The sequence below is a fragment of the Moraxella cuniculi genome, from assembly GCF_900637105.1.
GTDB classification, from domain to species: domain Bacteria; phylum Pseudomonadota; class Gammaproteobacteria; order Pseudomonadales; family Moraxellaceae; genus Moraxella; species Moraxella cuniculi.
Window position 1 is genome coordinate 126,627 of record NZ_LR134343.1, and the last position, 16,982, is coordinate 143,608.

The following is a 16,982-nucleotide window of genomic DNA, read 5'->3' on the forward strand; positions in this document are numbered from 1 at the left end:
TTTCCTTCATAAATATAAGCCGACAGCACCGTGCTGCATTTGGCTTGTTTAAAACTTGTGGCTATCATAAAGCATTTGCACAAAAAGTGCAAGCATTTATGGCTACATTTGTTCACTTTTTATAATAACGACAATCTGAAAATTTGTCAATCATTTTTCGCCGTGTCGGCTGATGGTTACATATACATGCCGCCATTGACCGCCAAGACGGCTCCTGTGATATAGCTGGCATCATCACTGGCAAGAAATGATACCGCTGCTGCAATCTCTTCTGGTTGAGCCATGCGTCCAAGTGGAACAGCGTCAAGCATGGAGCTGATGAGTCGCTCGTCCAACTCTTCGGTCATGTCTGTTTCTACAAAGCCCGGTGCGACACAGTTTACCGTTACCCCACGAGAACCAATCTCGCGTGCCAAAGCACGGCTAAAGCCTTCGGCACCTGCCTTGGTTGCTGCATAATTACTCTGACCTGCATTGCCCATCTGTCCAACCACAGAGGTAATGTTGATAATGCGACCTTGTCTGGCCTTCATCATGCCACGCACGGCACGGCGGCTCATGCGATAAATTGAGCTAAGATTGGTATCAATCACACTTGCCCAATCCTCGTCTTTCATACGCATCAGCAGTCCATCTTTGGTAATGCCTGCATTATTCACCAACACATTAATGCCGCCATAGACACTGTCAATCTCTTCAAATAATTTATCAATCGCCTCATCGCTGCATACATCAAGCACACGCCCAATGCCGCCCGACTCACTCAGATATTCGGCAATGGCTTCTGCACCCTTTTCACTGGTTGCGGTGCCGATGACAAAATGCCCTTCGGCAGCAAAACGCTGAGCAATCGCCTTGCCAATACCACGGCTTGCACCCGTTACCAATACAATCTTTCTACTCATGCCAAATTCTCCAGCTTTTCTAATCGTGCCAATTTATCCGTCGGCAAGGCGGTAATGGGGGTTTGCTGACGCTTTGCCAAATTTGACAAAACATTGCCCGGCCCACATTCAATAATCAATTCAACCTGCCCATCGGCAAGTTTTTGCATGGTTTTTGCCCATTGTACAGGCATCGATAGCTGCTCGGTCAATGCCAGTTTAATGTCCGCAATTTCGGTATGCACTTTGGCATGGCGGTTTTGAATCACGGGAATGTTTGCAGGATAAAACTTGGTGCCATCAAGCAATTTTGCCAATGCTTCATTTGCAGGGTTCATCAAAGCACAATGCGATGGCACGGATACTTTTAGCGGCACTGCCTTTTTGCCCAGCCCTTCAACTGCTGACAACACTGCCTCAACGCCAATTTGTGTGCCTGCAATCACCACCTGACCTACGCTATTAAAATTGGCAGCATTTACCACGCCTACACTGCTGCTAATCTCTTCGCACAAACTTAGCACCTGCTCATCATCTAGCCCCAGCACCGCCGCCATTTGAGTATCTATCCCTGATACCGCTGCCGTCATCAGCTTACCTCGCTCATGCACAAGTCTGACCGCATCTGCCAAGCTAAGTACGCCAGAGGCAACCAATGCACTGTATTCACCCAATGAATGCCCCGCCAAATACACAGGCTTCAACGACTGCTTGGCAAGCATCGGTTCAATAATCCGCCAGATGGCAATGCTGGCAGTAAGCAGAGCAGGCTGGGTGAATTCTGTTTGATTGAGGCGAGTTTCGTCTTGGGTAATTTCCCACAAATCGAAACCCAAAGCTACACTTGCTTCAGCAAAGGTTGTCCGCACCACCTCATGTACTTCGCCCAGTTCATTCATCATGCCAACGGTTTGCGAGCCTTGACCCGGAAAAACCACCGCCAAGCGTTTTGTCAAACTGGTGTTATCTTGTGTCATGTTATATCCTTTGGCTTGGCTATTTACACCAAGCAACCGATTATCTTATTTGTTCAAATTTTCACCAAATTTGACGCAGTAGTTCCTGTGCCTTTTGGTCATTTGCCAATTTTACCACAAAAATAAACGATTGTTTACCCAAATTAGCAAACAACTGGTAATAAAAAAACCAAGCCTTCTTGTGGCTTGGTTTTATCAGCAAAGCAAAATTAGCTGTCTTGGCTAACTTTGAACAATTGGCGACCACGATAAAAACCATCTTTGGTTGCGTGGTGGCGAAGATGTTTTTCGCCAGTTGTAGAATCAATGCTTAGCTCAGCAATGGCGATATGGTCGTGAGAACGACGCATATCACGGCGTGAGCGGCTCTTGCGGTTTTGTTGAACTGCCATGATAGCTCCTAATCTAAATTCATCAGTCAGGCAAAATGCCTAAACAAACAAGGTTCGTGCGTCTTTGTCAATTTGTACCAATGCGATTTGGCATCAATTAATCGCCGTGCATCATAGACCATTGCACAATAAACGCTGTATTATACGCAAAAATCTTGCAAATTTCAAAGCCTAATCGCAAAAAATTACAAATCTTTTCATAAAAAAGCCGTCTGTGCCAAATTTGCTTGATTTAGGATAGTTTTTCTTTTAAGCCAGCAAGTATCGCAAAGGGGTTATCCTCAGGCTCTTGCTCTTGAGTATCATCATCATTGATTAGCATCTGACAATCGTCATGTCGTGGCGACAGCGGCAAGCCGAGCAACAATTCATCTTCCATTAACTGCTTGATGGGCAATTTGTGTACATTGCCAGCACCCAGCTCATCAAGCAACAAATAATCAGCATCATCAATCAAGGCAGTTTGTGCCTCATCTGCCAGCACAGCCAAGCGATATTGCTCCTGTGTCTGTAATGACAGCGGCTCAAGGCAACGCTGGCACTGTAATAACAAATTACCACTTAATTGATAATTTAGCCAAATTATACCATCAGTTTTTGCTAATGCCACCGATGCAGCAAGCACGCCATCAATCTCTGCCTGCTCTGCCAGTCGTGGCAACTCGGCAATGGTCAATGCCCCTTGCCAAAAAAAACCAATGTCCGCCCATTTCTCCAGCATGATATTGGCAGGTAATTGCTTGTCTGTTGTTGTCATAAGTTCATCAATCTTGTTGGTGATGATGCTATTATTTCACAAAATCAGTAAGAATTCACGCAAAATTTCGTAATTATGGAATTTGTCATCGGCTGACAATCAGTCTGCTTGACTTGGCAACGCTTGGCTTATAATATATTGTTTTTATGCTTTGCAAATCCACCTTAGCAATCTCCAACCACCTTCTGTAACCAATAGCAACCGATGTACATTGATTTTAACCACCTATCGCCAAATCTGCTACGCAACAATGCTGACAATCGTGATGAAATTGTCGCTTTGTGGCACAATTTTTATCACGATGATGGCATTATCTCAGACATACGGTCTGCAACTTGTCATTTTCAGCAAAAAAACTGGGCATGGCTAAACAACTGGCAAACACTTGATAAGACAGATGACAAGGCATTGACCGACTGGTTGATTGAGCTATTTAATAGCATTTATGCCCACAGCCCCATGCCGACACAGCTTGTGCGTGGCGTGAATGAACCTGAATATTTTGCACCCAAGCACGGTAGCCCTGCCCGCATTGAGTTTGCTCATGGGTTTTTTCAAAGTGCCTTGCACGAAATCAGTCATTGGTGCATTGCAGGTGCCAAGCGGCGGCAGCTTGATGATTTTGGCTATTGGTATTGTCCTGATGGGCGAGATGAGGGCAGCCAGCGACTCTTTGAGCAAGTTGAAATCAAGCCACAAGCCATTGAATGCCTGCTAAGCCTTGCCATCAATCGCACATTTTTTGTTTCTCAAGACAATCTGAATGCTGATTTTGATGCCAGTGGCAGCACTTTTGCCAGTGATGTCTTTGCCCAAGCCTATCAATATCTACAAACCCCAAACCGTCTACCCGCCGATGCCAGACGGCTAATTTGGCTGTTTTTATTTGCAAGTTCAAGGCATATGCAATCATAACAACAACCTCAAGCCTACTGACTATTCTTCAGACCCAACCGCCCATGGACTAAAGTCAAATTTACTGCACTCTTCACCCACTTGAGAAAAGATATGCAGAAAATATTCATCAAGCATGGCTTTGGGGTTGGTGATTTCATAAAGACCATTAATAAAATCTCCTCCTTTTGCCCAAAATACTCGATGATCATAATAAAGGCAGGAGTATTTAATTTATCTTTTATAGTTTTGTCAAAATACCATACCAGCATTAATTGATATCTTAATTCTTTGCTTGATAAATAAGCATAAGTTTTTGGAAAGTAGTTTTTAATGATCGTATGGTTTCATTAAAACACAAGTCTAATTTTCCCATATGAAAATCATTGATATTTGTAAATTCTTTACTAGATATAAAGTCACGCTCTTTTGCCTTGATGTCCAAATAAGTATCTGCAATATATGCAATTTTTTCATTATCAAGATCAGAATTTAATTTTCCTACTGTGTAAATAGCCATATATCAACCAATCCCTTTTATTTAATCTTATATTGCATATAAAGCTTTTTAGCCTTTCATCAATATCACTCTGAGTTTTTCTCAAATAACCTTATAACCAGCATCCACCTTTTTACCCTCCAAGTCTCCCAACCTGTACTGTTTAATTCAATTTTTGAGCCTTTGGAAGAGTTGGCAGATTGTAGCATGAGCTGTAGGTTTTCGGGACTGTTTATGATGATATTTTACCTTTCTTAGTTAAGAGTGAATTGGCTAAAAATCCACCATATATGGTTTGAAATCAAATTCACCATCTTGACCTGAAAAAATATGTGCTGCATAACTGTCAATGGCATCTTGTGGATTGTCCAATCTTTTTATGCTAAATACATCAGCATCTTGGATAATATAAATATTTTCTCCATGATTAATTGACGAGCAAAACAATTGAAAACCTGTATTGCTATAGTCGTCTGTATTACGAGTGTCCAATAGATTTCTTAGCTCAAAGTAATTGGCGGCATGCTCACCAAAATATCCATCATCTTCATAATCACAAACGATTTGATGATTAAACTTGGCATCCAAAAAATCACAAAATGCATTTGTGTTTTTCTTGCTCTTAAAATTAGCCACAAGGGAATGAATGGGGCTTTGTAAAGTTGATGGCAAACGGCTTTTGAAGGGATCGGTAACGGCAGACTCTGCAATGTGCCAAGCATCCGTATGTAACAACCAAGTATTTAGGATGAATTGCGACATATCTTTATATGTAATAAATTCTTTAATGCCTTTATTGGCTGCTGGTTCGCAAAATCTATACAATTTACCATCGGCAGAGTCCATTCTATGCTCAACGAGTAAAATCTTCAATACTGATAAAAATACTAAAAATAAAGAATGCTGCAAATCAAAAATGGTAGTTTTCAACCAGTTCACTTGATTTTACTGACTTCAAATTCCTCCAGAGTTGCTTTGTATGCATTAAGCTCATCAGCATCAAGCTCAACCCCTCTTAGCGATGGTGGAATCTGCAAAGCCAAATGCACATAACGCACGCCCAGTTGATTAATTTGATAAACAATATTAATCGGCAATGTGCCAATCACCACATCGCCCTGCTGCAAAAAGCTTAAGTCATCCAAATGCGAAAGATGTGCATCAAATGCCACCTGATTGGCATTCGCCCATTGCAACGAACCTGCATGTCTGGTAACAAAATAAGTTGCCATAATTGACCTCAATTAAAAATTGTGCGAAAAGTTAGATTGATACGACTCTTGTCCACTTTTTTTTGTTTGGGTACGCTGTGTTGCCAGTGGTGTTGCAATGCACCAGCCATGATTAGCACGCTCCCATGATGCAGCGGTATTTCAAGTTTGGTGGCGTGATTGTCCTTGAGTCGCAACAAAAACCTGCGTGATTCGCCAAAATTTACCGATGCAATCATTGGGTTAATACCCAATTCTGGCTCATCATCGGCATGCCAGCTGATATAATCACCACCTGTACGATACCAGTTAAGCAGGACACTATTAAACCGTCGCTTACAAACAAGCTCCAGCTCATCACGCAACAGATTTAACCTATCGGTCCAAGCTGATGGCTGCAAAGTGATGCCTGAATAAGTATAAGGCTTATCATCATCACCATACCAAGCGGAAATTCGGGGCAGTTTATGCATTTTACCAAACATCCAAATGGTGTCTTGATGCCATTTAATATGATGAAATTTTAGTTGATTAATATCACTTTCATTTTGCCAATCATGATTGTTATGGTCAATGCCATCACACGCCAAAAAATAATCAAACAATTCATCACTATTTGCCTTATCAAAAAACTTTGGGGCATAATACAATTTACCATAAGGTACAACAATGACAACGCCCCTACCATCTGTATGGCGATAACATTCAAAATCCGTACCTTTGAACCTATTCTCCTCAATCAAATAGCTCAATTCATCTTGGGTGTCAAAATCAAACAAATCCATAGGCACCTCTTTTAAGCCGCACGGCTTGTTGCATTAGTATTATCCAAAGAAATCACCATACCGATTGCTTTTGATACGGCATTGTCATAATGACCTTGAATAACACGATAAGAATAATGATTGATGTAATAATAGTCAAATTTTTCTTTGCGACCCAGCAATAGATGCGACAGCTCATCAAAGCCTTGATAGCCATTAGGGTGAGAGATGCTGCTGGCAATCACATGATGGACGCCTGATGATTGCTTAATTTGGCGAGTGATATTTGGCAATTGCTCTTGCACCGTCTCTATATCCAAGATATAAGACATTAAATGCAGCGTGTCTGCTTGATTGTTAAAATCAGGCACTACCGCTTCTTTTAATGGACGGTTTTGGGTGGTGATATTGGCACCAAATCCCAATGCCTGCACAAAAGATAAAACTTTGTAACTGGCATTACCCAAAGATACGGCAGATGGCTCAATCAAATGAATATTGACATGGATATTTTTTGGGTTTTGCTGGCTAGCGATATACATAAGCATAGCCAAAGTCGCAATGCCCTGTCCACAGCCATAATCAATAATATTAATCACCGTACCTGCATCATCAATCATTAGATTGTTGTGCAAAACTTGCAAAAAAGTATTGTAATGACTCAATCCATAAGCCACACTATAAAACAACGCCTCATCTTGACTTTGCAAAGGCAAAGTTGCACGCTGAGTACGATTGGCAAATTGCGTATAGCTCATTGGTACATTATGAATAAATCGCTCAACCAAGCAATGATACAAGCCCTCAAAACCATGCGTGTTTATCATTTGGCAAGCGGTTTCGATGGCGGTATTCATAATAAACTCTCCAAGTAATTTTGTTGAGTTTATTATGAGTGATTTTTGGTTAAAGGCGGTGAATTGTAAGCTTACATCACCTACCTATGATTGGTTTAGCCAAGCCATAAAATCCGAATTGCAAATACTGTAAAACAATATTAACAAAAGATTTATGCCTATGGTCTTAGCTTGTGTGCCAAAGCTTTAAAATCCGCCTGACCGGAGATAATCCTAATACCCTGTTCGGCGGCACGAGTTTTTGCACCTGATGGTAATTCTCGTAATGATACAAATACAGGCAAGGTATTCAATCCACCAATATCACTAAGTGCTTTTAATTTATAAATCGCCTCTGAAGCCTGCGCTGTCGTTTCCCATTTTTTAGCTTTACACTCTACAATAAGCAGTTTATCTTGATACATTGCCATGACATCAAGTTCCTGCTTAGTGCTACTGTTTTTGCGTTGCGTGCTTTTTTCAAAAAATACACCTAAGTGAATATCACGATACTGATCTCCACGCAAGGCATCAGCAATAATTATTTCAAGCCAGCCACCGCTCATCATCTTTTTAGTATCATCATCGCAGATTATTTTACCCCCTTTAAACTCAAATAGCTCAGTTGTTTTTTCTAAATGTTGTAAAAATACATCTTCTTCAGAGGTAAAATTAATATTGTTTAATGGGTTTTGCTGAGTTAATGCGTGAATTTTACCAATAAATGTACAGGTGTTGTCATACCTGCCTGGTTTGCATAATTCTTCATAAAGAACCTTGGCGTATTCTTTATGCTTTTTTGAGGTTTGAGCCAGTGTTGTTTTTTGAGTGATATGATATTGATAGGTGCGTAAATAACGCTCCAAACCCACCTTTGAACCAATGCCAGAAACTGTACTTTCATCATCTAACCAGATCAGCTGACTTGAATCTTTATCGCAATAAAAACAACGAAAACCCCATTCACTAAAGACTTGATAAGCTACCAAGCTCATAGGCTTCGTTCCGCCAGTAATATTGACAATAATTTCATCATCGATATGATGTTCTAGCCAAGTTGAAAATTGTTTCTGCAGTGCTTTTAAGCTGTTTTCGTGGCCAATAGACAGACTTTCTACAGACTTGCCTAAATTTTTTAATTCATCAACGAGCGTCTGTCCATTTTTTTGCATACCTTCTGTAATGGCAACAACCACTTTATCAGGGTTGATTTCTGATAAAGGATTGATATTCACCGCATTTTGCCCTGTGGCCATACAAAATAAGATTTTCATTCCATCTCCTTAACGATATTTTTCTATAAATTTATATGCTTTTTGAGCATTTTTACCTGTTTCATTTGATAATTTATCAATAAAATCAGATCGTTCTTCCACCAATACCTGAACAACTTTACGACAATCGGACTCATCTTCTTTATTGAATTGCAAATCATTAAAGAATTTGTTAATACCTTTGCTTAGTTTTTCTACCAATTGCTCATCATCTAAAATACTTATTTCTTTTTTGATTAATGCTAATGGGTTGGTTGGGTCAATAGGTTTGCTATTTTGATAACGCTTTTCAATATCACCATCTAATTTTTTATCAGATATAAAATACCCATACCCATTACTGCCCTTTGCACCAAGCCCCTGCTCTTTAAGCATTCTATCAAGCAAGTCTTTGGCAAATTCAGCCCAATCATTATCACCTTCAATACAAAAATAAAAATCTCCCTGAACAGCAATTTGCTGATTTGGCACAGGGCTTTCTATATCCCATGCCTCCACCCATTCACCTTGATAATCTTTTTGATGATGAACTGTAACCACCTCGCCAACAAAAGGTTGATTATCAGCAGATAGTTCCATCTTTGAGCTTACTTTGGGTATCCACCACGCATCATGCCAAATTAAATAACCCGCACTGGCATTGTCATCATCACTATCTGCACCAAATAAAATATCCAAAATCGGCTTTTTATCATCTTGAACAATGACCTGTCCATCTTTGTCATATTTGATTTGATTATTTTCATTACGCTTGGCAAATAAATGCTCGACATAACTTCTCACCGCCCCTTTGACACTAGAGCCTGCAATCATCGGCATACCATAAGCATGATGGGTCATCACACCCGTTTCTAATGTACCGCCCAAAGCCAAACCTGTAAACAGACGCCCATCAATGCTCGCCGAAGCAGTTGCAAATGTTGGCTTATTAAAAGTTGCACCAAGCCAACGATTAAACGCCAACAAATAAAGCTCATTCGGCTTAACACTGGCAATGGTATCAATCAAGGCTTTTTTGGTTGGTTTCTCGCCTTCTTCCCATTTACGCAACCCACGCTGCATTAAAAGCCCTGCATGAGCAGAATCTATTTTTTGTATTATTTCGCATAAATTATCTCGCATTAATACAGTGTCTTTCTCCCCTGCAGTCATGTCATTTCTCCTTATCGTCTTTTAACAAGGCTTGTGCATAACGCTTTAACCAACCACTTGCCTCAATCGCTTTGCGAGTGAGCAATTGATACTCGGCAATGTCCGATTTGTAAATCTTTTTATAAAGATCCTTTGGCGTTATTTGATGGTCCAGCAATTTGGTCAAGTGATCAAGTATTTTTTTATGATGATCTTCATTTTTCGCCATCAAAAAGCCAATTGCCTGAACCAATCCTGATTGCATAATCATGGTAGGAAAAGCCAAAGCCAATGTGCGATATTTCGCTTCCATTTTTGCATCATTCTTAACATCCTCTACCAAAGGATAAGCGATTTCGGCATATTTTTGCGTACGGATTTGTGCGGTTGGTTTTTTTACAACGGTTGCTTGCGTCATATCTGCCTTCCTTATTGATTGTTGTTTTTATTGATTAATAAACGACAAAAACCACGCCCAACGGTATGCTTACCTCCTATTTGAATGTTAATTTCATCTTTTGGCAACAGATTGGCTAATTCTTCTTCGCTACGCTCGCTTTTGTCTCGTGCCTTGCTGATACCCAGCACGCCCCAAAGCACGGCATCTGCTGGCAGATTCTCTTCTGTCCACAATGCACCTTGTTGTGCCATGCGAGTTTCTCGGACGATACGAATACGGGTACGAATCTCTGTTGCCGTGTCCGCCAAAAATGAAAAAATATCATCTGGCAAAATCACAAATCGCTGAGCAAATTCTTTACGCCATTCATTGGCATTGGGCGTGCTATCTGGATAAAGTGCTTGGGCAATTTTATCGGCAATGTCTTTGGCTTCTTGGGTGGATTTGGCATTAATATCCAAATCTTCTAGGGCAATTTTATTACCCAGCAATAAAACACTATCTTCAACAACATAAGCACAAGCCTCATTCTTTGTGGTTGAAAGTGTTAAATTTTCGTTAATATCACGCCCATATTGACGCAAAATATATGAACAAGTTGCATAGGCTACCGTTCCTGCAAATGAACGAATGGGTAAAATTAAAAGATTGGCATCGCCAAAAGCAATTGCACCTGCATGGTCGGCATCTTTATCTTTGCCAAATAATACATTAACATCATCTGTGGTAATGCCTTGCGATTTTAATTCATCACGCAACACACCCTTAATCGCCGAGCCTGGCACAATGGGTAAATTGGTCGCTTTTGAGCGAGCAATTGGCAAATCCACCACGCCCACACCTTGACCTGTGCCGACATGTAATGCTGTTAAATTTTGTAGATGAAAAATACGAGTTTGCATAAAAGTTCCTTATTATCAAATCAAGTTAAATTGCAGTCCAAGGTGATAAAATTGCCGAACCAAAACCATCGTTTTTATCTTGCTGATGGTCTGACCAAATATGATTGCTTAATTGCTGTAAGGTTTGCACATCAAATTGCCCTTCAACCATTTCAAACCAATATACTGAGCCTGCCGCAATTGCACGGCGAGTGGCTTTGGGCTTCCAAAGCAAACTATCCCACCCTGAAACCGCCTGCCAGCGATCAATTGCCATCGCTTTTAGGGCAACTGTGATTTTGGTGTTGGGTAATTTGCCCATTAAAGTGGTTTTGTCAAGCCAATCAGGCAATGCCCCTTTGGCAAAAATGCACGGTGTAATAAAGCTTAAACTAAAACCTTTGTCGCTGTTAATCTTATCAGCATCGTCTTGCGTCAGCTCAACGGGCAAACTGCTGTTTTTTTCAAGATTTATGGGTTTAAAGTAAGATAAACGCCTTTCGCCACCCAAAGTTGCCAAATCCTGTTTTAGGCTCTCTTGAGTTTGTACCAAAAAACCCAAACGCTTGTTATCCCAACCGTTTTGTGTTTTTTGATGAGCCAAATCATAACTTGCCGTCTGAAAAAGCATGCCATCTACCGATGATCGGCTGTCAGTCTCAATGGCTACATGGGTACGCAGTTCAATCGGGATAGAGGTCAGTCCATTATTATTGACACTATCAAAGCTCAACCCTTCGCCCTTTTGCCAAGCCACAAAATCTTGCAATGCCCAAAAAGACACTCCTTTTGCAGGTTTGCCTTTTAAATCTTCGGTCATTTGTACATGTAACAATCTTTGCGGCAAATCGCTGCCACACAGCTCGCCTTCTTGCTCAAAAGTTCTAGGCTCTAGACGCACCACTGATTTTTCGCCCGTTTGTTTGTTTTCAAAATACAACGCATTGGCAGGTTTTGGCACCAAGATTTCGATATCAGTTTCATCACTATAACGCACCAAAAAAGGTCCGCGACTTTGCATATTTAAAATTGCTTGGTAGGCAGAATGTTCAAAGTCCTCTTTGGGCAAATTGAGCACTTGCTCATTATTGCTTTGGCTTAAGCTTAAATAACGTACCAAACCCGCTCCAGCACTCGGCAAAGGAAAACTGACATCTTGAGCAGAGGCCTGTGAAGTAAATGGCTTACCTGAGCGAAAGACCAGCGGTGCCAATGATTCAATTAAATAGCTTTTCATCTGTTTTTTACCATCAATCATATTATTACTTCCCCAGATCTTTTTGGGTTTTTGCAGCCAACCAACGAGCCACAATCAATTCATCTGCCAATTGATTTAAGTCTACTTGCTCACTACGCTCAACCAATTTTTCAACAATATCTAAGCAAATTTTATGCCCTTTGGGCGTACGAGCCTGCTTCAACATTCTTCTTAGTTCAGCACTGCGGATTTTTTTCCGCAATTCTTTATCATCTGGTGCAAAATGTACTGTTCGTAAATAAATTTCCCGAATGTCATAGGCAACACGACTTGGAATGTCGTTGTTGAGATAAAAATTAATAAACATTCCAAAGGTATCCAGCCCAATCTGATCACTCCAATTGAATCGCAGATAAATATCCGAACCGCCACGCACCGACAGCAAAATCCCCAAAGCATTTCGGCGTTTATTGGTCAAATTTTTCTCATCACCTTTGGAAATATGGTCGCCCTTGGCATATTTTTCAGCTCGCCCCGCCAATTCACGAATAATCCCCAGCGGTGTCATCAAATGACAAATTGCAATGCCCACAGACAGTGTAGGCTGGCTGTCTTGCATGCCCAAGTCTTCAGAAATATCACGCAAACGGTCTGCAAACGAACTTCGCAACTCATCGGCACATTGATAGGCTGTGTTTAACGGCACAAAGCCCAGCACATCATCGCCACCAGCATAAATACAATGCCCTTGATGGTTTCTCATGGTCTCGGCAACCGATTCAGCAAAACCAGACAATGCAGCTGTGATCGCTTGGTGCTGTTCTTGATTTTTTGCCTTATCCAGCAACTCTCCCATGCGATCGCCATCGGCTAATAATAATGCACCATAAGCACAAGGTTCGCCATATTGCTTCCACAGTGGTACAAGTTGTTTTTTAAGTAACTTAAGCCAATCCACGACTGCATCATCATGCCCCTGCCATTGCCCAATCTCTGCATCTATTCTTGATGGATACAAAAGCTGTGCATCATAAGCAAAATCTTTATAAATATTCTCATTGCCCGTTACGCGGGTGATAACGCCCAATTGCACCAACTGCTCACAAGTATCTTTAACCCCTGTCAAATCCACCTGCTCTGCAATCAGATTCTCAATCCAAGCATTTGCCATCAATCGACTAATGGGGGTAAATTGCCTGACTTTTTCACCAAATCCCAAGCGTTTAATTACGCCCACGGCATCCAGTTGCTCTGATTTTGCCAGCGATAATTGTCTGCGAGTTTGTTTTGAGATTTTTTGGCCATTTTTTACCTCATCTTCTTTTAGCACTGTTTCACGCAGCCCATCAAGCGATGATTTAGGGATCATCAGTTCTGTTTGATACGGATCGGTGGCTAAGGGGTTAAATTCTCGGGTTGCTTTACGAGCAGCCAATACTTTACTTGCCAATGCGATAGCGTTTGTATATTCACCATCTACGATTTTCGCCCAAGCACTTTGAACCTCCACAAAGTCTTCAATCTGTGAATACCAAATGTCTTTGCGAATATCATTCTGATTTTTTAGGCGATTAAAAACACTTTGTGCCTCTTGTCTAAAACGGTTTAATACAGCATTTTTGACTTTTTGGATAATCTCTTCCACTTCAGATTTGTTATTTGCCTCAATGACTGCTTGTAATTTATTGCCCACTGAAAAATCAGAATTCACCTTCAAATCATCTTGGCTTTCATCTTTAATGTACGGAAAAATTAATTCAACTCCCGAAGTCTCATATAATTCTTTAGCCCCTGCCTTTGCCAATTCCGAGAGCAACCAAGACCCGCTCCACAAATCGCGATTGCGGCGAGCTGATGCAATCATACTTTGCACAGGGCCGATTGATAAAATCACAACATATTGATTCATCATATATCCTTTATTTTGCAAAATAAGTTAAAAATGCTTGTAGTGGTTTTAGAATTTCCTCACCCTCGCCTTGCTTTAATGGTTTAATATCAGTTGCTTGTGCATCATTCCAAAATACCACATCTCGATAGTTATTTTTACCCACTTCCAAAACTGGCTGAAACAACTCAGATTGATACAAAGGCTCATTTAAAACTAATACTAGTGAATGCCATTGATTTTGTTCATCAAGATAGGGGCGTAAAATTAAAGGGCTAGATAATCTTTCATAAACCTCCCAATCAGCATTAGCATCTTTTCTATATTTTAGCTTTAAAGTAGTTGTTATTGGATCTACATATTTGCTCGTGTCATCACCTTTGGGATTATTATCTTTAAATTTAGTAATAATAGGCAGACCAAACCCTGCTCGTGGAAAAATATCACCTTTTGTTTTTCTTTGTGAATGTTTAGCAATAGACTGTCCAGTGATAGCACGAATTGCATCAGGTTCCGACCAATGACTACGAGAGCTGTGGTCATTTCGTCCGACACCAATTTGACGAAATTTTTCAAGGGCTTTGACGGCATATTCCCACGACTGATATACACTATTGCTACTTACAACTTTCATTTGCACACAAAAACCAAGTCTTTCCACTTCATCTTTTGAAATTATTTTAGTAAAAAACTGGTTTTGTTGTATTTGTACTGCACCCAATCCTCTACGAGTTCTTGCACCAACACCTCCAAAATTAGACCACCAACGAATACTTTCCCATACTTGTGTCTCAAAGCTTGGTTGTTCGCTTTTTAAGAGTTCATTTTTTACTTGCTCAATGCTTGGCAAAAAAGCAACTTGCAATTCCCATGTAAAGCCCTCTCGTAATAATTCATGTGGATTTTCTTCAATTTCTGTGCCTTTATTTCTGAGTTTGCCTTGAGCAGGAAATAAAGCATAAGGTACATTTGCCCATTTTTCTGGTGTAAGTATGAGTTTTTGTTTATGATTTGGTAAATATCTCGCCCATGCTTCAATGTTCGGCTTTGAGCAATTCTTTACTCTTAATAACACTTGTCCTGCCTGCCCATCAGCATCGCCAATACCCATACCGCCCCAAAGTTTTTGTTCAGCTTTAGCAATATCTTCCAAATTCCATTGATGCTTGGCAAGCAGACGCCACCAAAAACGCAGCTGTCCACGAATAGCACTGGCTCTGATGGGCATTTTTTCATCAACCTTTGTTGAGATAACGCCACCACCATACATAGGCGTGATAAGCTCACAGTGTAGCGTGTGCCACTGCAAGACAGATGATTGTGCCTGAAGAGTCTCTTTTGCTTCACTCAACAAGGCATCATGCTCTGCTTTTGGTATTCTTACTGTCATTTTCATGTCCTTTAAAATTTATTAGCAAAATTATCTACGATAGCAATACAGTCAGGGCTTAGATTCAAATAAAACGGCTGCCCACGCTTATTTTGCGTAATTGCGATTTTTGCAGATAATTCAAGCCCTAACTGATGGTCGAGCATTTCTTTGAGTCGTGCTTTTACCGTTTCAAAAAAGGCCTTATCCACACGCAAATCATCGCTGATATTTTTTACATCTGCATAATACCGACCAAATTCATCTGTTAATTGATCAATTTTATTTCTTAAATCAACATCAGCATCAGCCCATTTTTTGGTGGGGGCAATCACGCCTTCTTTGCCCTGTTTGCACATGTCTGCAAACCAGTGAAACATGGCAAACTCTCGTGGTGGCAAATCCAAGGTGATTTTGTCATTAACTGTAATGTATTGAGCTGCTAAATTGATTTCAATACTGACATCTTGATAAGATTGATTGATTTTTTCCACTACCTGACTAAAGTTGTCTTGGCTTCTTAGCTGATGTCTTTGAACAATTGCGTCTTTCATACGCACAAAAGGAATGTCCGCCAGCCAAATCTGTGCATCTTTTGCCTTAAGCTCAATGCCATCACGATTGGTAACAAATACAGTTTCGTCCATACTGGGGTAGAAAAAATCTCGTGCCGATTCATAACGCTCTTCAACCAACACATGCGACATGCGATCTTGGGCACGGCCATACAAAGACAAGGCATAGCCCGCATAAAAACCCATGGTTTTGCGACCACCTGCAATAGATACATGAAGTGCAACATCATCTTGCTGGGTAAACTTACGAATCTGCCTACAAATCTCATCTGCTGCAATTTCGTTATCTTCGGGTGTTTTTAAGTCTTGTAAATTAATCCCATCATTTTGTATGCTGTGCAAATACTTGTCTGTGTTGTCAAATGCAACATGATTTAGTTGTGGATATTCTTGTTTAAATTTTGCGAATTTATAACCTTCTTTTTCACCAAACAAACGCGAACGAATCTGATTTAACCCATCCTCGGTGCTTAGCACATGAATCTCATCAGGCACCCATGGGCTGTCATTGTTTGGGTCGCATGCCAATGCCCACACGGTTTCTGTGATAATTTGTGGCGTCATGCCCGTTACCAAAAATAAAATGTTTTTGGTCTTTTTTGTCATTACAATCCATCATCACACCCTCTTACTCCCTACAAACCTAAGCAAAATCACTAAAAAATGGCACACTAAAAAGCCAAGATCACAAACACCAAGTCCGTGATAAATGCACCACATCAACAATCATCGACTTTATCGTAGGCAACTGGTTATTTAATGACCAATACATACATTGTATCAAAACATCATCACAAATTTTAAGACTGCAAGCTTACAAAACAGCATAAATTAAATATCAAAGACAAACAGCTGCGGTGAACCCGCCCTTATCTTAAAAAATAATTGTCATCCAATCGCCAACCATCTCACCCATCATAGTACCCAAAGCACCTGCCTTACAAGCCTCGCCTTTGGCTTTGGCTGCCACACAGCCTGTTAAACCAGCAGAGATTTTATGTATGCTGTTATTGATGATACCAGTATCATTGACAGTTACCGCGATTCATTGT

Annotated in this window: 18 protein-coding genes; 1 reads left to right on the forward strand and 17 read right to left on the reverse strand. The window is 40.6% G+C overall.

The genetic code is table 11. From position 1 onward, the window contains the following. Nucleotides 1–176 precede the first annotated feature (176 nt). The 4 genes from fabG to EL162_RS00635 form a co-directional block, all read right to left on the reverse strand. Complete coding sequence (gene fabG / locus EL162_RS00620; protein WP_076555661.1) at nt 177–905, reverse strand: 3-oxoacyl-ACP reductase FabG; 729 nt, start codon at nt 903–905, stop codon at nt 177–179. Next, the gene (gene fabD / locus EL162_RS00625) at nt 902–1,861 is read right to left on the reverse strand and encodes an ACP S-malonyltransferase (protein ID WP_126329391.1); all 960 of its coding nucleotides are present in this window, start codon (nt 1,859–1,861) and stop codon (nt 902–904) included. The genes fabG and fabD overlap by 4 nt, the downstream gene beginning before the upstream one ends. 209 nt (nt 1,862–2,070) lie before the next feature. Then, a complete protein-coding gene (gene rpmF, locus EL162_RS00630) occupies nt 2,071–2,253 on the reverse strand; it encodes a 50S ribosomal protein L32 (protein WP_003656952.1) in 183 nt (60 codons plus the stop codon). A 232-nt stretch (nt 2,254–2,485) separates the two neighbouring features. Continuing rightward, nucleotides 2,486–3,010 (reverse strand): YceD family protein, encoded by a 525-nt coding sequence (locus tag EL162_RS00635; protein ID WP_126329393.1) that lies wholly within the window; start codon nt 3,008–3,010, stop codon nt 2,486–2,488. A gap of 204 nt (nt 3,011–3,214) precedes the next feature. Between EL162_RS00635 and EL162_RS00640 the strand changes: the two genes are divergently transcribed. Next, the gene (locus EL162_RS00640) at nt 3,215–3,925 is read left to right on the forward strand and encodes an elongation factor P hydroxylase (protein ID WP_126329395.1); all 711 of its coding nucleotides are present in this window, start codon (nt 3,215–3,217) and stop codon (nt 3,923–3,925) included. 262 nt (nt 3,926–4,187) lie between these two features. Here EL162_RS00640 and EL162_RS10135 read toward each other — a convergent pair whose 3' ends face one another. The 13 genes from EL162_RS10135 to csm6 form a co-directional block, all read right to left on the reverse strand. Next, nucleotides 4,188–4,424 carry a hypothetical protein gene (locus tag EL162_RS10135; protein WP_227543380.1) on the reverse strand — a complete coding sequence of 79 codons (237 nt, stop codon included), beginning with the start codon at nt 4,422–4,424 and terminating at the stop codon, nt 4,188–4,190. A gap of 252 nt (nt 4,425–4,676) precedes the next feature. Continuing rightward, the gene (locus tag EL162_RS00650) at nt 4,677–5,333 is read right to left on the reverse strand and encodes a hypothetical protein (RefSeq protein WP_126329397.1); all 657 of its coding nucleotides are present in this window, start codon (nt 5,331–5,333) and stop codon (nt 4,677–4,679) included. Nucleotides 5,334–5,338: 5 nt separating this feature from the next. Further along, nucleotides 5,339–5,635 (reverse strand): CRISPR-associated protein Csx16, encoded by a 297-nt coding sequence (csx16, locus tag EL162_RS00655; protein ID WP_126329399.1) that lies wholly within the window; start codon nt 5,633–5,635, stop codon nt 5,339–5,341. Nucleotides 5,636–5,643: 8 nt separating this feature from the next. Beyond that, complete coding sequence (locus tag EL162_RS00660; RefSeq protein ID WP_126329401.1) at nt 5,644–6,399, reverse strand: alpha-ketoglutarate-dependent dioxygenase AlkB family protein; 756 nt, start codon at nt 6,397–6,399, stop codon at nt 5,644–5,646. Nucleotides 6,400–6,410: 11 nt separating this feature from the next. Continuing rightward, entirely contained in the window at nt 6,411–7,235 is an 825-nt protein-coding gene (locus tag EL162_RS00665) for a hypothetical protein (protein WP_126329403.1), read from the reverse strand. Nucleotides 7,236–7,393: 158 nt separating this feature from the next. Next, nucleotides 7,394–8,488, reverse strand: a complete 1,095-nt coding sequence (locus tag EL162_RS00670) for a Card1-like endonuclease domain-containing protein (protein WP_126329405.1) — start codon at nt 8,486–8,488, stop codon at nt 7,394–7,396. A gap of 9 nt (nt 8,489–8,497) precedes the next feature. Then, entirely contained in the window at nt 8,498–9,640 is a 1,143-nt protein-coding gene (gene cmr6 / locus EL162_RS00675) for a type III-B CRISPR module RAMP protein Cmr6 (RefSeq protein WP_126329407.1), read from the reverse strand. Between the two features lies 1 nt (nt 9,641). Next, on the reverse strand, nt 9,642–10,037 hold the full coding sequence (gene cmr5, locus EL162_RS00680) for a type III-B CRISPR module-associated protein Cmr5 (protein WP_126329409.1): 396 nt from the start codon (nt 10,035–10,037) through the stop codon (nt 9,642–9,644). Nucleotides 10,038–10,048: 11 nt separating this feature from the next. Continuing rightward, nucleotides 10,049–10,921: a type III-B CRISPR module RAMP protein Cmr4 gene (cmr4, locus tag EL162_RS00685; protein ID WP_126329411.1), complete on the reverse strand. Its 873-nt coding sequence runs from the start codon at nt 10,919–10,921 to the stop codon at nt 10,049–10,051. A gap of 25 nt (nt 10,922–10,946) precedes the next feature. After that, nucleotides 10,947–12,137 (reverse strand): type III-B CRISPR module-associated Cmr3 family protein, encoded by a 1,191-nt coding sequence (locus EL162_RS00690; protein WP_170161386.1) that lies wholly within the window; start codon nt 12,135–12,137, stop codon nt 10,947–10,949. 25 nt (nt 12,138–12,162) lie between these two features. Beyond that, nucleotides 12,163–14,010, reverse strand: coding sequence for a type III-B CRISPR-associated protein Cas10/Cmr2 (gene cas10, locus EL162_RS00695; protein WP_197718981.1), 1,848 nt, complete (start codon nt 14,008–14,010; stop codon nt 12,163–12,165). Nucleotides 14,011–14,017: 7 nt separating this feature from the next. Then, a complete protein-coding gene (gene cmr1 / locus EL162_RS00700) occupies nt 14,018–15,376 on the reverse strand; it encodes a type III-B CRISPR module RAMP protein Cmr1 (protein WP_170161387.1) in 1,359 nt (452 codons plus the stop codon). An 11-nt stretch (nt 15,377–15,387) separates the two neighbouring features. Further along, a complete protein-coding gene (csm6, locus tag EL162_RS00705) occupies nt 15,388–16,536 on the reverse strand; it encodes a CRISPR-associated ring nuclease Csm6 (protein WP_126329417.1) in 1,149 nt (382 codons plus the stop codon). Nucleotides 16,537–16,982: the final 446 nt, after the last annotated feature.